General features: G+C 74.5%; 10 protein-coding genes. 4 read left to right on the top strand and 6 right to left on the bottom strand.

The features are described from left to right. Positions 1–10: 10 nt before the first annotated feature. Both ACIBPB_RS08765 and ACIBPB_RS08770 read right to left on the bottom strand, forming a co-directional pair. On the bottom strand, positions 11–2,692 hold the full coding sequence (locus ACIBPB_RS08765) for a hypothetical protein (protein ID WP_396838980.1): 2,682 nt from the start codon (positions 2,690–2,692) through the stop codon (positions 11–13). A 438-nt stretch (positions 2,693–3,130) separates the two neighbouring features. Beyond that, positions 3,131–3,724: a TetR/AcrR family transcriptional regulator gene (locus ACIBPB_RS08770; RefSeq protein WP_396838981.1), complete on the bottom strand. Its 594-nt coding sequence runs from the start codon at positions 3,722–3,724 to the stop codon at positions 3,131–3,133. Positions 3,725–4,105: 381 nt separating this feature from the next. Between ACIBPB_RS08770 and ACIBPB_RS08775 the strand changes: the two genes are divergently transcribed. Next, positions 4,106–5,563 (top strand): MFS transporter, encoded by a 1,458-nt coding sequence (locus tag ACIBPB_RS08775; protein WP_396838982.1) that lies wholly within the window; start codon positions 4,106–4,108, stop codon positions 5,561–5,563. A 173-nt stretch (positions 5,564–5,736) separates the two neighbouring features. Here ACIBPB_RS08775 and ACIBPB_RS08780 read toward each other — a convergent pair whose 3' ends face one another. Beyond that, the gene (locus ACIBPB_RS08780; protein WP_396838983.1) at positions 5,737–6,522 is read right to left on the bottom strand and encodes an SGNH/GDSL hydrolase family protein; all 786 of its coding nucleotides are present in this window, start codon (positions 6,520–6,522) and stop codon (positions 5,737–5,739) included. 200 nt (positions 6,523–6,722) lie between these two features. On the opposite strand from ACIBPB_RS08780, the gene ACIBPB_RS08785 reads away from it, so the two are divergent. Further along, positions 6,723–8,258 carry a M1 family metallopeptidase gene (locus tag ACIBPB_RS08785; RefSeq protein WP_396838985.1) on the top strand — a complete coding sequence of 512 codons (1,536 nt, stop codon included), beginning with the start codon at positions 6,723–6,725 and terminating at the stop codon, positions 8,256–8,258. 186 nt (positions 8,259–8,444) lie between these two features. Here the strand turns inward: ACIBPB_RS08785 and ACIBPB_RS08790 are convergent, their stop codons facing one another. Next, entirely contained in the window at positions 8,445–10,058 is a 1,614-nt protein-coding gene (locus ACIBPB_RS08790; RefSeq protein WP_396838986.1) for an MFS transporter, read from the bottom strand. 270 nt (positions 10,059–10,328) lie between these two features. On the opposite strand from ACIBPB_RS08790, the gene ACIBPB_RS08795 reads away from it, so the two are divergent. Further along, positions 10,329–11,309 carry a squalene cyclase gene (locus tag ACIBPB_RS08795; RefSeq protein WP_396838987.1) on the top strand — a complete coding sequence of 327 codons (981 nt, stop codon included), beginning with the start codon at positions 10,329–10,331 and terminating at the stop codon, positions 11,307–11,309. A gap of 169 nt (positions 11,310–11,478) precedes the next feature. Here the strand turns inward: ACIBPB_RS08795 and ACIBPB_RS08800 are convergent, their stop codons facing one another. Then, on the bottom strand, positions 11,479–12,987 hold the full coding sequence (locus ACIBPB_RS08800) for a glutamate synthase subunit beta (protein ID WP_396838988.1): 1,509 nt from the start codon (positions 12,985–12,987) through the stop codon (positions 11,479–11,481). Then, positions 12,980–17,659 (bottom strand): glutamate synthase large subunit, encoded by a 4,680-nt coding sequence (gltB, locus tag ACIBPB_RS08805; protein WP_396838989.1) that lies wholly within the window; start codon positions 17,657–17,659, stop codon positions 12,980–12,982. The genes ACIBPB_RS08800 and gltB overlap by 8 nt, the downstream gene beginning before the upstream one ends. 146 nt (positions 17,660–17,805) lie before the next feature. Here gltB and ACIBPB_RS08810 point away from each other — a divergent pair, with 146 nt between their 5' ends. Then, entirely contained in the window at positions 17,806–18,651 is an 846-nt protein-coding gene (locus tag ACIBPB_RS08810; protein ID WP_396838990.1) for a GNAT family N-acetyltransferase, read from the top strand. The last annotated feature ends 43 nt before the right edge of the window (positions 18,652–18,694 follow it).

Raw genomic sequence — 18,694 nt, forward strand, 5'->3', positions numbered from 1 at the left:
TGCGCGGCCGTCAGCCGGGACGGCGGCAGCCGGGGTCGGGGCCGCCGTCGGCCACCCCGCAGTGGAAGACCTCGACCGGCGCGGCCGCGACGTCGGGCACCCGGGCCACGGTGAGCAGGGCGATCCGCTTGGCCAGCGGCTCGCCGGAGTCCGGGGCGTACCGGATCAGGCCGGCCACCCCCGGGTAGCCGCCGGCGGCGTTCTGCCGCAGCACCTCGGCGTGCACCCCGGCCGGATTGACCGAGCGGGGTTGCCAGCGGCGGCCGGTGTCGGCGTGCCGGAGCCGGGCGGCGAGGCTCTCCAGCGCCCGCACCAGCATCATCGACGCGTCGTAGGCGAGGCTCACCCGCTCGCCCACCGCCGGGCCGGCGCCGTCCCGGCAGCGCGGCGGGTCGAGCAGGTCCTCGGCGCCGATCCAGGTGAGGAAGCTGCCCCGGGCGTCGTCGCGGCGGGCCTGCGCGGCCCGCAGCGCGGCGCAGGTGGCCAGGGACGCCTTCGACACGTACGTGACCGGCAGGTTGCCGGGCGCGCTGGCCCGCAGCCCCGGATTGGCCAGGTAGCGGTTGAACGAGTCGTCGGCGAGCAGGTGCCGGGGCGGATCGGCACCGCACTCGCGCAGCGCGCGCAGGAAGCCGTCGACCTCCGACCAGCGGCCGGCGAAGATGAGCACGCCCCGGTAGCCGCACTCCTGGACCAGGCGGCGGCCGGTACGCCACTCCTCGAGCCGGGTCAGCCGGGCGCCGAATCGCTCCCGCAACCGGTCGACCAGGGTGGACACGTAGAGGTCCTCGGCCAGCGAACTGCCCTCGCCGGTGGTCCAGTAGACGTGCGCCTCGGTCACCCGCAACACCTGCCGGGCGTACGCCTCGAGCATCCGGGCCTGGTCCCGGTTGGGCGCGGAGATCTGCAGGTAGAGGCTGGAGTTGGTGTCCATCCGGTCGGCCGACAGGGTGGGCGCGAGCACCGGCAGACCGACCCGGTTGAGCTCGCGCAGCGCCGCCGCGGTGCTGGTCCGGCTGTCCACCATCCCGACCACGCCGAGCAGGGTCGGGTCGTCACGGGCCAACCCTTCGAGCATCCGGACCGCCTCGCCGGCGTGCCGCATCTGCCGGCCGGCGTTGGCCACCACGATGTGCAGCAGCGCCGCGCCGTCCGCCGCGGCGGACTCCTGGAGCAGGGCGTACTGGGCGGTCGCCATGCCCTCCAGCTCCTCGCGCTCGGAGACGTACGACTCCTCGTCGGCGCGGGTCCGGTTGCCGGTGAGGCTGCCCAGGTAGACCAGGGTCAGGTAGGGGCGGCGCCGATCGCTGCGCCGCCACACCTCCTGCGCGGCCCGGTTCTGCGCGAAGATCCGCCGCTGCACGGCGCGCAGCCGCTGCTGACCGGGTTCGCTGTTGAACACCTGGCCCGCGGTGTCGCTGTAGCCGACGCACTCCCCCGCGACCACCCGCACCCGCACCTGGTCGGTGGGCCAGGGACGGCAGTCCGCCGCCCAGCGCCCGTGCGCCCACAGGCCGAGCCCGGCGAGCAGGAGCAGCGCCACCGCCGCCGGCAGGAACCGCCGGGACCACCACGGCGGGTCCGGCGCCACCAGCGCCGGCGGGGCGATGCCCGGCGGGGACGCGACGTCCTCGCCGTCGCTGCGCAGCACGACGAGCCAGGCGCCGGCCCGGCGCAGCCGGCGGATCTCCGGCAGCGCCTCGGCCCAGTCGTCGTACGCCTCCTCGGCCTCGCGCACCGGGTGCACGGCCGCCGGTTCCGGCGGCGGGACGGCGGCCACCGCCACCACCAGCAGCGGGTCGTTGCGGCCGGTCTCGTTGCGTACCTCGTCGAGCAGCCGGACCAGGGTGTGCCCGACGCCGTCGCCGGTCACCCCGTCCAGCAGCAGCACCGGGTAGGCGGTCCGCCGCCAGTCGCCGGGCCGCCAGAACCGGCGCCGGTACGCCACCCGCAGGTCCTCCAGGAAGGCGTGCAGCAGCAGCTTCTCCACCTGCGCCGGATGCTCGCCGTCGCGCCAGCCGGCGGTGAGCCGCTCGGCGAAGCCGAGGAAGGTCACCGACTGCCGGGGGGCGAGATACTGCTGCCGCATGAACCAGCGGTACTGCCGGCCGACCAGCGGCACCCGGCCGGAGACCGCGATCCGGAACACCACGCTCGGCATCGCCCGGCGCAGCAGCCAGAGCAGCACCTGCAGCGCGGTGCCCAGCCCGGAGTCGCCACCCACCTGCGGGTCCTCGGTGACGCCCCGACCCCGCCAGTCGCGCAGCCGGCGGACCAGCGCGGCCCGGCCGCTCTGCTGCGCGTCCAGCCCGACCGCCAGGCTCTGGTGCATCAGCCAGTCCGCCAGCGGATAGTGCCGGAACCGCAGGCGGGCCGCGCCGAAGGCCTCCACGGAGAGCTGCCGGTGCAGCTCGCGCAGCGCCGCCGGCACGTCGTCGTTGGCGGGGCGGGTGCTCAGGTCGAGCACGGCGTGCGGCACCCGCCGCCCGGCGCCCCGGCCGACGAAGCGGCGCAGCAGGGCACCCAGCGCGCCGCTGCCGTCCGGGTGGACCAGCCAGAGCAGGGGCAGCCGGCGGTCGCCGCGGCGGGGCCGCCGCAGCAGCCGGGCCAGCAGGGCGAGCAGGTCGAGGCTGCCGGCCGGCAGCCGCTCGCCCGCCGGCCGGGGCCGGGACCGGGCAGCTGGTTCGCGCATGGTCACCTCCTCGTCACGCCGCGTACCGCTCCATTGTCCGCGCCGCCGCAACGGCCGGCCGGCCCGCGACGATCCAGGCTGGATGGCGGGCACCCTCCGCGGCGGCCGCGGGCCGGCGGTGGGGCCGCACGGGGACCGGCGGAGTGCCGCCGCATCCGGGCCGGCGGGGTTGCGACCGCACATGGCCGGCGAGGGTACGGCTGCGGGCCGGCGGCGCACGGCCGCGAAGCGGCCGGGATCGGCGGGGCACAGCCGTCAAGCGGCTGGGATCAGCGGGGGCACGGCCGGGATCAGGGCACGGCCGGGATCAGCGGGGCACGGCCGGGATCAGCGGGGCACGGCCGGGATCAGCGGGGCACGGCCGGGGTCTGGCGGCGCACGGCCGGGACGCGGCCGGGGGCCGAGCCGGCCCGCTGGTAGATCACCCGGGTCGGGTTGTCAGCGGGGGGCGGCGGGGTGGCGCAGCCCGTCCAGGGCGATGGCCAGCACCCGATCGCGCTGGGCCGGCTCCGGGAATTGATACGCCATGATTCCGCTGACCAGCCGGACCACGTCGTCGAAGCTGGCGTCCGGCCGGGCCGCCCCGGCCTGCTGGGCGCGGCGCAGCAGCGGCTCGCCCGCGGCGTAGATCTCGGTGCGGCAGCTGCGGAACACCTCGGAGTCGTGGACCAACTCCTCGGCGAGGGCCCGCTTGGTGCCGACGTAGGCGACGAAGCGGTGCAGCCAGCCGACCAGGGCGTCCCACGGGGACAGGTCGGCCAGGTCGGCGGCGGAGGCGCTGAGCGCGCGGACCTCCTCGACGTAGACCGCCTCGAACAGGTCCCGCCGGGTCGGGAAGTTGCGGTAGAGGGTGCCGATGCCGACCCCGGCACGCCGGGCGATCTCCTCCAGCGACGCGCCGGCGCCGCAGTCGCCGAAGACCTGCCGGGCGGCGGCGATCAGGGCGTCGTAGTTGCGCCGGGCGTCGGCCCGCTTCGGGCGGCGCGCGAAGACCTCTCCGAGCTGGTCGGCGCTGGCCATGACGGGCGTCACCCCTCTCCCCTTGCAAGCGGAGGCGCCCCTCCGCTACGTTAGTGGAGGCACCCCTCCGGAACTGACCGGAGCCCTGCCTCCGGATAGCGTACCCCGGATTCCGGCCGGTCCCACCCGACGGATCGGCGCACCAGACACCGGACCCAGGAGGTCCCACCATGCCCGTCATTCGCTGATCACCGGCGATTCCGGGCCGCCACCGTCGCCAGTTCGTCCACCGCGCCACGCACGGCGCGGCGGATCCGCGCGAGCGGCCCCGGCGTCCCGCTCCGGCCGCACCCCGACGGGTGCCCGCCACCGCGCTCGCCGCGTCCTCCGCCAACCGGGTCGCACACGCCGCCCGCCAGGCACCTTTCCTCGTACCCGAACGGGAGCTTCTCCGTGTCCGAAACCGCCCGGCGCGACTCGCGCCGGTTGACCTTCCTCGTCCTCGCCGCCGGCGCCGGCTTCTTCGCCATGCTCCAGTCGCTGATCACGCCGGTGCTGCCCACCATCCAGCACGACCTGCACACCTCCCAGAACACCGTGACCTGGGTGCTGACCGCGTACCTGCTCTCCGCCTCGATCTTCACCCCGGTCCTCGGCCGGGTCGGCGACATGGTCGGCAAGGAGCGGACCCTGGTCGTCTCCCTCGCCGCGCTGGCGGTGGGCTGCCTGCTGGCCGCCGTGGCGCCGAGCATCGGCGTGCTCATCGCGGCCCGGGTCGTGCAGGGCATCGGCGGCGCCGTCTTCCCGCTCTCCTTCGGGATCATCCGCGACGAGTTCCCCGCCGCGCGGGTCAGCTCGGCGGTCGCCGCGATCTCGGCGATCGTCGCCGCCGGCGGCGGCCTCGGGGTCGTCCTGGCCGGTCCGATCGTCGCCACCCTCGGGTACCGCTGGCTGTTCTGGATCCCGATGGTCGTCGTCGGCCTCACCGCGCTCGCGGCCCACCGTTTCGTGCCGGAGTCGCCGGTCCGTACGCCCGGCCGGATCAACTGGCTCGGCACCCTGCTGCTCTCCGGCTGGCTGGTGGCGCTGCTGCTGCCGATCAGCAAGGGCGCGGCGTGGGGCTGGACGTCGGGCCGGGTCACCGGCCTGCTGCTGCTCGCCGCCGTCATCCTGGTCGGCTGGCTGGTCACCGAGACCCGCTCGGCGAACCCGCTGATCGACATGCGGATGATGCGCCTGCCCGCCGTCTGGACGACCAACCTGGTCGCCCTGCTCTACGGCGCCTCGATGTTCTCCGTCTACGCCTTCCTGCCGCAGTTCGTGCAGATCCCGCCCACCGCCGGGTACGGCTTCGGCGCCAGCGTCACCCAGGCCGGGCTGCTGATGCTGCCCATGCTGGTCGGCATGTTCGTCGCCGGGCTCGTCGCCGGCCGGCTGGCCAGCCGGTTCAGCGCCAAGGCGCAGCTGGCCACCGGGGCGGTGTTCAACGTGCTCGCCGCGGCCATGCTGACCGTCGCGCACGACACCCGCTGGGAGATCGGCGTGGCCGGCGGCCTGGTGGGACTCGGCATCGGGCTGGCGTTCGCCTCGATGGCCAACCTGATCGTGGCCAACGTGCCGGCCGGCCAGACCGGCGTGGCGACCGGCATGAACGCCAACATCCGCACCATCGGCGGCGCGCTCGGCGCGGCGGTGGCCAGCAGCGTGATCACGGCGCACCCGCAGGCCGGCGGCCTGCCCCGGGAGGCCGGCTTCACCACGGGCTTCCTGCTGCTCACCGGCATCTCGCTGGCCGCCGCTTTGGCCGCCCTGGCGGTCCCCGCCAAGTCGACCCCGACCCGGGACGCCGAACCAACCGCCCCACCCACCGAGCCCACCCGCCCCCGCAACCTCGCCCCCGCCACCCCCTAACCCCCACCCAGCGACCCCCGCCCCGCCCTCGCCCGCGCCCGCGCCCGCGCCCCCGCCCGCGTCGATCATGGAGTTGTGGCGCCCAACTTGTGGCATTGACGGCTGTTGTCCGGTGCCACAACTCCATGATCGGCAAGGCGGGGGGTGGGGGGTGGGGTGGGCGCGGGGTGGGGTTAGCCGAGGGTGGCGGTTAGGGCGGGGAGGTAGCCGTAGCGGTAGCCGTCGGCGTCCGGGTGGTAGGCCTCGATGACGCCGCTGATGTCGTGGATCCACGGGTCGGCCGCGCAGACGCCGTGCCCGGCGAAGAACGGCCGGGCGTCGACGAAGGTGGCGCCCGCCGCGCGGGCCCGGTCGGCGATGACCCCGTTGAGCACGTCGGCCGCCTCGTTGAGGATGGTCCGCTTGTAGGTGCTCATGGCCAGCAGGCCGCAGTAGCCGGTCTCGAACAGCCGCGGGTAGCCGAGCACCACGAGCCGGGCGGCCGGGGCCCGGTTGCGGATCGCCGCGTACGTGCTGTCGAGCCGGCCGGGCAGCGTCGCGGTGGCGAACGACCGGGAGTCGTTGACCGCGCTCTCGCAACCGCTGGTGCTGCCGAAGCGGCAACTGGTCATGACGTCGGCGAAGCCGGCGTCGTTGCCACCGATGGTGATGGTGACCAGGGTCGTGCTGCTGCTCAACGAGCCGACCTGATTGTTGATCACGTCGGCGGTGACCGCGCCGCCGCAGGCCGGGAAGCGGAAGCTGGTGACCTGGTGGGCCGCGGCCCAGAGCGGGGCGTACGACTTCTGGCTGCGCAGGCAGGTGGAGAGGTCGTACGGGCCGGCGCCGACGCCGGAGGAGTACGAGTCGCCGAGGGCGACGTAGTTGACGGTGGCCGCCTGGGCGACCCCCGGGACGACGACGGCGCCGAGGACGGCCGCGGTCAGGGCGGCCAGGGCGGTACGGACGCGACGGGACATCACAGGACCTCCACGGGACAGGTGTGGTGGAGCCCGTTGACCGCGCGCGTGGCCAGAGGGTCGAGGCTTGTTACTAGTCGGTAATGCTATCGAAACATTCGCACGAATTGAATAGCCCGGCCCGTGTCGGGAGACCAGCATGTTCACAACCATCGATTAGGTTTACCGGTGCGTACACCCCGATGGAGGGAGTCCACCTCGTGCGACGCGTACTCGCGGCGGCCATCGCCGCCCTGACCGTCACCACCGCCGGCACGGTCGCGACCGGCGCCCCCGGCCAGGCCGCCCTACCGGGCTGGGGCCGGCCCACGCGCCCGACGGCCGCCCCGACCCCGGGCAGCGCCGGGCTCGGCGACAGCTACTACCCCGACTACGGCAACGGCGGCTACGACGTCGGCCACTACGACCTGCGACTGCGCTACGAGCCGGCCACCGACCGGCTCAGCGGGACCACCACGATCCTGGCCACCGCCACCCAGGACCTGTCCCGGTTCAACCTGGACTTCGCCCTCGACGTCGAGTCGGTACGGGTCAACGGCTGGTCGGCCGGCTTCGCCCGGGCCGGCGCGCACGAACTCGTGATCACCGCCCCCCGGCCGATCACCCGCGGCCAGCAGCTCACCGTCGTGGTCAGGTACGCCGGCGTACCGTCGGAGACGCTGGTGAGCGGCTACACCGGCTGGACCCGTACCGCCGACGGCGCGCTCGCGGTCAACGAGCCGGAGTCGGCGTGGTGGTGGTTCCCCAGCAACGACCACCCGCTCGACAAGGCCACCTTCGACATCTCCGTCTCGGTGCCCACCGGCGTCGAGGTGATCAGCAACGGCGTGCAGCCGCGGGCCCCGCTGCCCGAGGCCGGCGACCGTACCCGGTGGAGCTGGCGCAGCGCCAAGCCGGGCGCCACCTATCAGGCGTTCCTCGCCATCGGGCAGTACGACATCGTCACCGACACCGCGCCCAACGGCCAGCCGGTGGTCAACGCGTACAGCACCACGCTCGGGGACCGGGACGGCGCCGCGCGGGCCAGCATCGAACGCACCGCCGAGGTGATCGACTGGGAGAGCGGGGTGTTCGGGCCGTACCCGTTCGAGGCGCAGGGCGGCGTGGCCGGCCCGATCGACGGCATCACCTTCGCCCTGGAGACCCAGACCCGCCCGGTCTACGGTCCGGGCTTCTGGCGACGCGGCTCGAACCCGTACGTCGTCGTGCACGAGAACGCGCACCAGTGGTTCGGCGACTCGGTCTCGGTGGCGGACTGGAGCGCGATCTGGCTCAACGAGGGCTTCGCCTCGTACGCCGAGTGGCTCTGGTCGGAGGAGCAGGGCGAGGGCACCGCCCAGGAGCTCTTCGACTTCACCTATGCGGCCTACCCGGCCGACGCGGAGTTCTGGCAGGTCCTCCCCGGTGACCCGGGCGCCGACCGGGTCTTCGACGACGCGGTCTACGACCGGGGCGCGATGGCGCTGCACCAGATCCGGCTGGCCGTCGGCGACGAGGCGTTCTTCCGGATCCTGCCGGCCTGGACCGCCCGGCACGCGTACGGCAACGGCACCATCGCCCAGTTCCAGGCCCTCGCCGAGCAGCTCTCCGGCCGGGACCTGGACGACGTCTTCAGTACCTGGCTGTTCACCGCCGGGCGGCCCGAGGTGGCCGCCGCGGCCCGCACCTCGCTCGCGCCGGCGCAGCCCCGGTCCTGGGCGAAGATCCAGGCGGCGCACCGGTTGCTGGACCGCTGATCCTCCCGGCCGGGTCCGCTCCTGCCCGGGCGGACCCGGCCGGTCAGGCGGTCGACGGGGCCGGGAACGGCCGCACCGCGCCGGCCCACAGCCCCGCCGCGGCGTGCCTCGACGGCCACGTCCGCGGCCTGCCGATGGTCTTCGTGCCGCCGGATCCCGGACGTGCCCGCACCGGGCTGACCTCGCTCACCCCGCGGGGAGCCTCAGGCGTGCGGACAGCCTTCGTGGTGCGCGGCCCGCCGGGCGGCGCCGGTCAGCCGGGACCGGCGCGGAGCCCGATGGGGCGCGCAGGCCGCGCAGTCCTGGGCCGCCCGGACGGCCCGGCTCGACCGGAACCGGCCGCTGCCGGGACGGGCCACCGGGGACGGACCGAATCCGGCCAGCGGCGACGGACCGGCCAGCGGCGCGGTGGCAGCCGCCGGCCCCACGCCGGACAGCCCTGCGGGCCGGAGCACGGACGCACGGCGCGGCGGCGCGGCCCACGCCCGCCGGCCACACCACCCGGGCGGCCGTCGAGGCGACCCGGCGTACCGGGCGGCGCACCGCGGGGGCGGCCAGCACCAGGGCGAGCCGGTGGCCCAGCCGGCGCTCCCGCAGCCGGTCCAGCGCGATCCCGGCCACCGCGGTGGCCACCGCCGTGATCGTGCCGGCCAGGACGAGGGTCTGCCGGGGCCCGGCGTGTTCGGAGAGCCAGCCGAGCAGGGGCGCGCCGACGGCGGCGGAGATGGAGCCGGTGACCGCGACGGCGGCCAGCACGCGGCCCCGCATGACGTAGTCGGTGTCGAGCTGGGCGCGGGTACCGACCGTGGTGTCGATGATCACGGCGGCGGCCGCCACCGGCAGGATCACGACGGCGAAACCGACCGTGCCGGGTGCCAGACCGGCCACGATCTGCAGGGTGCTGGCCAGCAGGCCGGCCCCGACCAGGATGCCGTAGCCCAGCTCGCGGCGACGGGCGGCGAGCAGCGCGCCGACCACCGTGCCGACGGCGAAGACCGTGGACAGGAGGCCGTAGCCGGAGGCGCCGGCGCGCAGCGGGCCCTCGCTCATCGCCGCCATGGTCACCTGGTAGTTGCGGCCCAGGCTGCCGAGCACGAACGACAGCCCCAGCGCGACCAGCACCACCGGCTGGCCGAGCAGGTAGCGGAAGCCGGCCCGGATGCCGCCGTCCGCCCGGGCCGAACCGGCCGCCGCCGGCTCGCCGGTGTGCCGCTCCCCCTCGCGTACGGCGAACAGGGCGACGACGACCGCGACGAAGCTGGCGGCGTTGCTCGCGAAGAGCAGCGCCGGCCCGACGGCGGCCACCACGACGGCGCCCAGGCTCATGCCGAGGATCCGGCCGGCGGAGTTGGTGAGCGAGCCGAGCGCCAGGGCGTTGCCGAGGCTCTCCCGGTCCACCAGGGTCGAGGACCAGCGGCCCGCCACCGGCCCCTCGATCGCCGAGACCGCCCCGGTGACCAGGGAGATCACGTAGATCGCCGGTAGCCCGCCGGCGCCGGTCACGGCGACCACGGCCAGCCCGGCCGCGAGGGCCGCGTGGGTCGCCTGGGCGGCGATCAGCAGCGGCTTGGCCGGCACCCGGTCGGCCAGCGCGCCGCCCCAGACGGAGAGCACCAGGGTGGGCAGCGCCTGGAGCAGGACGGTGAGCCCCATGGAGGTCGCCGACCCGGTGGCCGACATGACGTACCAGTTGACGCCCAGCACCTGCATCCAGGTCCCGATGACCGACACGAAGCCGGCACCGGCCCAGATCCGGTAGTTGCGGTGGCGCAGCGCGGCGAACGTGGCGCCGAGGGCCATGAGGATTTCCCCGTCCAGAGATGACACGACGAAGCCGGACCCGCACGGGTCCGGCCAGCGCACAAGTCTGGCGAGGGTCAAACCTCCTGACGACAGTTGGTGAGCGGGTTCACCGGCAGGGCCGGGCGCCGGGGACGGGTCGGCACGAACCGGACCCGGCCGGGCTCACGGTCCGCATCCGAGCACGGTCGACCAGGACGCCCACCGACGCGCCAAGGGCACCCCCGGCGGCCATCGTTCGCCTCCGATGGGTGCCGATATAGTCGCCGAATGGCAACCGAGGCTCTGACCACGTGGCTGCTCGACTCCGACGCGGCGCTCCGGTGGCAGGTGGAGCGCGACCTCCTCGGCGAACCGGCGGAGGTCTGGGAGGCGACCCGCGCGAAGGTCGCCACCGACGGCTTCGGCGCGCGCCTGCTCGCTGTGCAGGACCCGGACGGCCAGTGGGCCGGCGGCTCGTTCTTTCCCGCCGACTTCGACTTCGCGGGCGCGGAGGCGGCCGAGGAGGGCGCCCAGCCCTGGACGCCGACGACCTGGACGCTCAACTCGTTGCGGGAGTGGGGCCTCGACCCGGCCGTGCTGCGCGAGCGCCGCACCGTCGAACTGCTCGCGGAGAACAGCCGCTGGGACTACGAGGGCCGGCCGTACTGGGCCGGCGAGGTCGACTGCTGCATCAACGCTTGGACGCTCGCGAACGGCGTCTGGCTCGGCGCCGACGTCGACGCCATCGTGGATTGGTTCCTGGCGCACCAGATGGTCGACGGCGGTTGGAACTGCGAGTGGGTCGCGGGCTCGACCCGGTCATCGTTCCACTCGACGCTCAACTCGCTGAAGGGGTTGCTCGCCTACGAGAAGGCGACCGGCGGCACCGGCGCCACCCGCGCTGCGCGCCGCCGCGGTGAGGAGTACCTGCTCGAGCGCCGCCTGCTGCGCCGGCTGTCGACGGGCGAGCCGGTCGGGCCCTGGGTCAGCTTCTTCGAGTATCCGATCCGCTGGCGCTACACCGCGCTCAACGCCGCCGACTACTTCCGCCAGGCCGCGCAGGTCGACGGCCGCGCGCCCGACCCGCGCACCGCCGAGGCGATCGAGCTCATCCGCGCTGCCCGGCAGCCCGACGGCCGCTGGCTGCAGGGCGGTCGCCAACCGGGACGCGTCTGGTTCGAGGTCGACGTGCCGGCCGGGCAGCCGTCCAAGTGGCTGACCCTCTACGGACAGCGTGTGCTCGAGTGGTGGGATGCGGGGGCGCGGTAGCTCCCGCACCGGTTGACCGGACATCCGGCACGGCGACGGGTCGGCCGGTCGTCACGGTGCGGCTGCGCCGACACGCCGCACCCCTGCCTGGGTCAACGCGGCCCAGCCGGACGAGGGCGCAGCGACGGCCCGGACCCGTACCCCGGGTCCGGGCCGTCGCTGCTGCTCGTCAGCGGGCCGCGAGCGGCTGCCGCGCCGGGTCGACCGGGGCGGGCAGGCTCCCCACCCCACCCAGGTAGCCGTGGATGGCCGCCGCGGCGGCCCGCCCCTCGGCGATCGCCCAGACGATCAGCGACGCGCCGCGGTGCATGTCACCGGCGACGAAGACCCCGTCGGTGGCGGTCTGCCAGTCCGGCCGGGCGTCGATCGCGCCCCGGCCGTTGCGGGCCACCCCGAGCTGGGCCAGCAGCGGCTGCTCCTCGGTGCCCTCGAAGCCGATGGCCAGCAGCACCAGGTCGGCCGGCAGCTCACGTTCGGAGCCGGGCAGCACGGTGACGACCCGCCGGCCGTCGATCTTCTCCACGGTCACCTCGGCGATCCGGACCGCCCGGACCTGACCGGTGCCGTCGTCGACGAACTCCTGCACCGCCACCGCGAAGACCCGCTCGCCGCCCTCCTCGTGGGCCGGGTAGGAGCGCAGCACCCACGGCCAGGTCGGCCACGGATCGCGGGCGGCGTCCCGCTCGGCCGGCGGCTCCGGGTAGAGGTCCAGCTGGTGGACGCCGGCCGCGCCCTGCCGGTGCGCCACGCCGAGGCAGTCCGCCGCCGTGTCGCCGCCCCCGATGATCACCACGTGCTTGCCGGCCGCGTCGATCGGGGTGCCGTCCGGCAGGGTGGCCAGCGCCGGCCGGCCCGCCCCGGCCGCCGCGACCACCCGGTTGGCCGCGACCAGGTGCGCCATGGCCTGGTGTACGCCGCGCAGCGCCCGGCCCGGGGTCGCCGGGGTGTCCCGGCCCTGCAGCGCGCCGCAGGCGAGCAGCACCGCGTCGTGCTCGGCGCGCAGCTGATCGGCGGTCACGTCCACGCCGACGTTCACCCCGGTCCGGAAGCGCACCCCCTCGGCGGCGAGCTGCGCCAGCCGCCGATCGACGTGCTGCTTCTCCAGCTTGAAGTCGGGGATGCCGTACCGGAGCAGGCCGCCGAGGGCGTCGTCGCGCTCGTACACGGTGACGGTGTGCCCGGCGCGGGCCAGCTGCTGCGCGGCGGCCAGCCCGGCCGGGCCGGAGCCGACCACGGCCACGGAGCGCCCGGTGGGGACCGGCGCCGGCCGGGGCCGCAGCCCGCCGCCGGCCACCGCCGCGTCGGCGATCTCCACCTCGACCTGCTTGATGGTGACCGGCTGCTGCCCGCCGAGGCCGAGCACGCACGCCGCCTCGCAGGGCGCCGGACAGAGCCGGCCGGTGAACTCGGGGAAGTTGTTGGTGGCGTGCAGCGACTCCACCGCCGCGTCCCAGTTGCCCGTACGGACCAGGTCGTTCCAGTCCGGGATGCGGTTGCCCAGCGGGCAGCCGTCGTGGCAGAACGGGACGCCGCAGTCCATGCAGCGGGTGGCCTGCTCGCGGATCAGCTCCTCGCCGGCCGGCGGGTACACCTCCCGCCAGTCGGAGATCCGCACCGGCACCGGCCGGCGGGCGGGCAGCCGCCGGTCGTAGCGCAGGAAACCGTTCGGGTCAGGCACGAGCCACCTCCTGGGCGGCCGCCCGCGGGGCGGGCGGCACCGGCAGCGCCGGTTGGGCCGGCTCAGCCGGCGCCGTCAGTTCCTTCATGACCGCGTCGTCGACGTCGTGGCCGGCGGCTTCGGCGGCCCGCATGATCTCCAGCACCCGGCGGTAGTCCCGGGGCACCACCGCGGTGAACTCCTCCACCGCCTCCGGCCAGCGCTTGAGCAGCGCCTCGGCGACCGCCGAGTCGGTCTCGGCGAAGTGCCGCTGGACCAGCTCGTGCAGGCGGTCCCGCTCCTCCTCGCGCAGCGGCGACAGGTCGACCAGCTCGGTGTTGACCAGCCGGCGGTCCAGGTCGTGCACGAAGGCGGTCCCCCCGGACATGCCGGCGGCGAAGTTACGGCCGGTCGGGCCGAGCACCACCACCGTGCCGCCGGTCATGTACTCGCAGCCGTGGTCGCCGACGCCCTCGACGACGGCCACCGCGCCGGAGTTGCGCACCGCGAACCGCTCGCCGACCCGGCCCCGCAGGAACACCTCGCCGCCGGTCGCCCCGTACAGGATGGTGTTGCCCGCGATGATCTGGTCCTCGGCCCGCTCCCCCGGCCCGGCCGCGTCGTCGACGAACGGCGCGGCGGCGTGCGGGCGCACCACGAGCCGGCCGCCGGAGAGGCCCTTGCCCACGTAGTCGTTGGCGTCGCCGTGCAGGCGCAGGGTCACCCCGCGCGGCAGGAACGCGCCGAACGACTGGCCGGCGGTGCCGCGCAGCCGGAACTCGATGGTGTCGTCGGGCAGGCCCGTCCCGCCGAACCGGCGGGTCACCTCACCGCCGAGCATCGCGCCGACGCTGCGGTGCTCGTTGCGGACCGCCACCTCCAGCCGGACCGGGGTGCCGTCGCGCAGCGCCGGCTTGGCCAGGGCGATGAGCTGGTTGTCCAGGGCGGCCTCCAGGCCGTGGTCCTGGGCGCGGATGCCGCGCCGGGCCGCCCCCTCGGGCAGCTCGGGCAGGTGCAGCACCCGGCTGAGGTCCAGGCCGTGGCCCTTCCAGTGGTCGATCGCCTCGGTGACGTCGAGCAGCTCGGTGTGCCCGATCGCCTCCTCGATGCTGCGGAAGCCCAGCTCGGCCAGGTAGCCCCGGACCTCCTCGGCGAGGAAGAGGAAGAAGTTCTCCACGAACTCCGGCTTGCCGGTGAAGCGCTCGCGCAGCACCGGGTTCTGGGTGGCGATGCCGACCGGGCAGGTGTCCAGGTGGCAGACCCGCATCATCACGCAGCCCTCGACGATCAGTGGGGCGGTGGCGAAGCCGAACTCCTCGGCGCCGAGCAGCGCCGCGATCAGCACGTCCCGGCCGGTCTTGAGCTGGCCGTCGACCTGCACGGTGACCCGGTCGCGCAGCTTGTTCAGCAGCAGCGTCTGCTGCGCCTCGGCCAGGCCCAGCTCCCACGGGGTGCCGGCGTGCTTGAGCGAGTTGAGCGGGGACGCGCCGGTGCCGCCGTCGTGCCCGGAGATCAGGATGACGTCGGCCTTGAGCTTGGCCACCCCGGCCGCGACGGTGCCGACGCCGACCTCGCTGACCAGCTTGACGTGCACCCGGGCGGCCGGGTTGACGCACTTCAGGTCGTGGACGAGCTGGGCCAGGTCCTCGATCGAGTAGATGTCGTGGTGCGGCGGCGGGGAGATCAGGCCGACGCCCGGGGTGGCGTGCCGGGTCCGGGCGATCCACGGCCAGACCTTGTTGCCGGGCAGCTGGCCGCCCTCGCCGGGCTTGGCGCCCTGGGCCATCTTGATCTGGAGGTCGTCGGCGTTGACCAGGTATTCGCTGGTCACGCCGAACCGGCCGCTGGCGATCTGCTTGACCGCCGAGCGGCGCCGCGGGTCGTACAGCCGGTCGACGTCCTCGCCGCCCTCGCCGGTGTTGGACTTGCCGCCGAGGCGGTTCATCGCGATGGCCAGGGTCTCGTGCGCCTCCGCCGAGATCGACCCGTACGACATGGCGCCGGTGGCGAACCGCTTGACGATCTCGGTGGCCGGCTCCACCTCGTCCAGCGGCACCGGCGGGCGTACGCCGGTGCGCAGGGTGAACAGGCCGCGCAGCGAGCCGGCCCGGGCGGCCAGCTCGTCGACCTTGGCGGTGTACCGCCGGAACACGTCGTACTGCCGGCTGCGGGTTGCGTGCTGGAGCAGGAAGACCGTCTCCGGGTTGAACAGGTGCAGTTCGCCCTCGCGGCGCCACTGGTACTCGCCGCCGACGTCCAGCCGGTCGGTGACCTGCCCGCCGGGGGCCGGCCAGGCCAGCGCGTGCCGGGCGGCCACCTCGGCGTGGATCTCGGCCAGCCCGATCCCGCCGATCGTGCTCGGGGTGCCCCGGAAGTAGCGCTCGACCAGCCGGGTGTCCAGGCCGACCGCCTCGAAGACCTGCGCGCCGCAGTACGACGAGACCGTCGAGATGCCCATCTTGGACATGATCTTCAGGACGCCCTTGCCGAGCGCCTTGACGTAGTTGCGGACCGCCTTCAGCCGGTCGACGCCGGCCAGCACGCCGGTGGAGATCATGTCCTCGACCGACTCGAAGGCCAGGTACGGGTTGACCGCCGCCGCGCCGTAACCGATCAGCACGGCCGCGTGGTGCACCTCGCGGCAGTCGCCGGACTCGACGATCAGCGCCGCCTGGGTGCGCGTCTGTTCCCGGACGAGGTGCTGGTGGACCGCGGCGGTGAGCAGCAGCGACGGGATCGGGGCGAGGTCGGCGTTGGAGTCCCGGTCGGAGAGGACCAGGATGCGTACGCCGTCCTCGATCGCCTCCGAGACGTGCCGGCAGATCTCGGTGAGCCGGGCCTTGATCCCGGCGCCGCCGTCGCGGATCCGGTAGAGCCCGGAGACCCGGACCGCCTTGAAGCCGGGCAGGTCGCCGTCCTCGTCGATGGAGAGGATCTTCGCCAGCTCGTCGTTGTCGATCACCGGGTAGGGCAGCACGATCTGCCGGCAGCTCGCCGGGCCCGGGTCGAGCAGGTTGCCCTCCGGCCCGATGGTGGACGCCAGGCTGGTCACCAGCTCCTCCCGGATGGCGTCCAGCGGCGGGTTGGTGACCTGCGCGAAGAGCTGATGGAAGTAGTCGTAGAGCAGCCTCGGCCGGGTGGACAGCGGGGCGATCGGGGTGTCGGTGCCCATCGAGCCGATCGGCTCCGCGCCGTTGCGGGCCATCGGGCCGAGCAGGATCTTCAGCTCCTCCTCGGTGTAGCCGAAGGTCTGCTGCCGGCGGCGCACCGAGTCGTGGGTGTAGACGATGTGCTCGCGCGGCGGCAGCTCGTCCAGTTCGATCAGGCCGGCGTGCAGCCACTCGTCGTACGGCCGGGCGGCGGCCAGCTCGGCCTTGATCTCGTCGTCGGAGACGATCCGGCCGTTGACCGTGTCGACCAGGAACATCTTGCCCGGCTGGAGGCGGCCCTTGGCCACCACGGCGGCCGGGTCGAGGTCGAGCACGCCCGCCTCGCTGCCGAGCACCACCAGGCCGTCGGCGGTACGCCACCAGCGGCCCGGGCGCAGCCCGTTGCGGTCCAGCACCGCGCCGACGATCTCGCCGTCGGTGAAGGCGACCGAGGCGGGGCCGTCCCACGGCTCCATGAGGCTGGCGTGGAACCGGTAGAAGGCGCGCTTGTCGGCGCGCATGTCCGGGTCGTTCTCCCACGCCTCGGGGATCATCATGAGCACCGCGTGCGGCAGGCTCCGGCCGGCCAGGTGCAGCAGCTCGAGGACCTCGTCGAAGTTGGCCGAGTCGGACGCCGCCGGGGTGCACACCGGGAAGACCCGGCGGATGTTGCCGGGGATGCTCGGGCTGCGCAACAGCGCCTCCCGGGCCTGCATCCAGTTGCGGTTGCCGCGGATCGTGTTGATCTCGCCGTTGTGCGCGATGAACCGGTACGGGTGGGCCAGCGGCCAGGACGGGAAGGTGTTGGTGGAGAACCGCGAGTGCACCAGGGCGATGGCGCTTTCCACCCGCTCGTCGGTCAGCTCCGGGTAGAACTCGGGGAGCTGGTCGGGGGTGAGCATGCCCTTCCAGACCATGGTCCGCCCGGACAGCGACGGGAAGTACGCCGGCACGCCCCGCTCGGCGGTCTCCCGCTCGACCTGCTTGCGCAGGCAGAACGCCACCCGGTCCAGGTCGAGCCCGGTCAGCGGCGAGCCGGCCGGGCCGGCCGGCGAGTCGGTGAGCCGGTGCGCGGCCAGGAACAGCTGCCGGACCCGGGGCAGCACCGCGAGGGCGGTCTCGCCGAGCCCGGCCGGGTTGGTGGGCACCTCCCGCCAGCCGAGGATGTCGGCCCCCTCGACCAGCGCATACTTCTCCACCACCCGGCGGGCGCGCGCCTCGGCGGCGTCGTCGTCGGGGAGGAAGACCAGGCCGGTGGCGTACTGCCCGGCGGGCGGCAGGGGGAAGTCGACGACCGCGCGGAGGAAGCCGTCCGGCACCTGGATCATGATCCCGGCGCCGTCACCGGTGTTGTGCTCCGCGCCGCGGGCGCCCCGGTGGTCCAGCCGGCAGAGCGCCCCGAGGCCGTTCGCGACGACCTCGTGCGACCGGCGTCCGTGCAGGTCGGCCACGAAGGCGACACCGCAGGCGTCGTGCTCGTACGCGGGGTCGTAGAGCCCGGCCTGTGGGGCCGACTGCGGGCTGTGAGGGTACGGAAAGGCCACCGGGCCTCCTGTCGTCACTCAGGTTGGATCATGATCGGGACGACGTCGGCCCTCTGGGGTTTTATTGAGTCTACGTTAGGGCGTTGGGCGCAAGGCCAGTTCAGATTGATCACACTTCCAGAATCTGGGACATGTAGTCTCGCGCGGTGGATGTCGTACGCGCTGACGTGCTCGACCGGTTGGAGCGGTTCTACGACGCGGTGCCCCGGGATGCGGCCCGTGCGGAGGAATACGGCCCGCTGGTGCTCTTCGTCCGGGACGGCGACGGTTGGCCGTTCTATGCCCGACCCCGGCTGGACGCCACCGAGCCGCCGTCGCTCGCGGACGTGACCGCGGTCCGGGCCCGGCAGCGGGAGCTGGGCCTGCCGGAGGCGTTCGAGTGGGTGCACGAGGTCACCCCGGACCTGCTCACGGTGGCCCGCTCGGCCGGGCTGTCGGTGCTGGAGGCGCCGCTGATGGTGCTCGACCCGGCGAACCTGCCCGATCCGGCCACGCTCAGCGACGTACCGGTGCGGGTCCTCGATCCGGCGGCGCCCGGTTTCGCGGCCGACGTGGCGGTCCGTCGGGCCGTCGCGGCGGTGGGTTTCGCCAACGGCGGCACCACGCGCGGTGACGCCGGGCCGGCCGACCGCGACGCCGCGATCGCCCACCTCGACGTGGCCGCGCTGGAGGAGGAGGCCGTCCGGATCGGCGACGGCCGGCGGATCTCGGTGCTCGCCGATGCCCCGGAGCAGGGAGCGCTGGCCAGCGGGATGGCGATGCGGGTCGACGACGTCGCGGAGATCGCCGGGGTGGCCACCCTGCCGGCCGCCCGCCGGCGCGGCCTGGGCGCGGCGGTCACCGCCACCCTCGCCCACCGGCTCCGCGCGGCCGGCACCGACCTGGTCTTCCTCTCCGCGGGCAGCGAGGAGATCGCCCGGGTCTATCTGCGGGTCGGTTTCCGCCGGGTGGGCACCGCCTGCATCGCCGAGCCGGCCGCCGTGCTCGGCTGAGCCGGCCGGGTCAGGCCCCGCCCGGTCAAGCGCCCCGGGTCAG

The sequence above is a fragment of the Micromonospora sp. NPDC049836 genome (genome assembly GCF_044465125.1).
Classification (GTDB): Bacteria; Actinomycetota; Actinomycetes; order Mycobacteriales; family Micromonosporaceae; genus Micromonospora.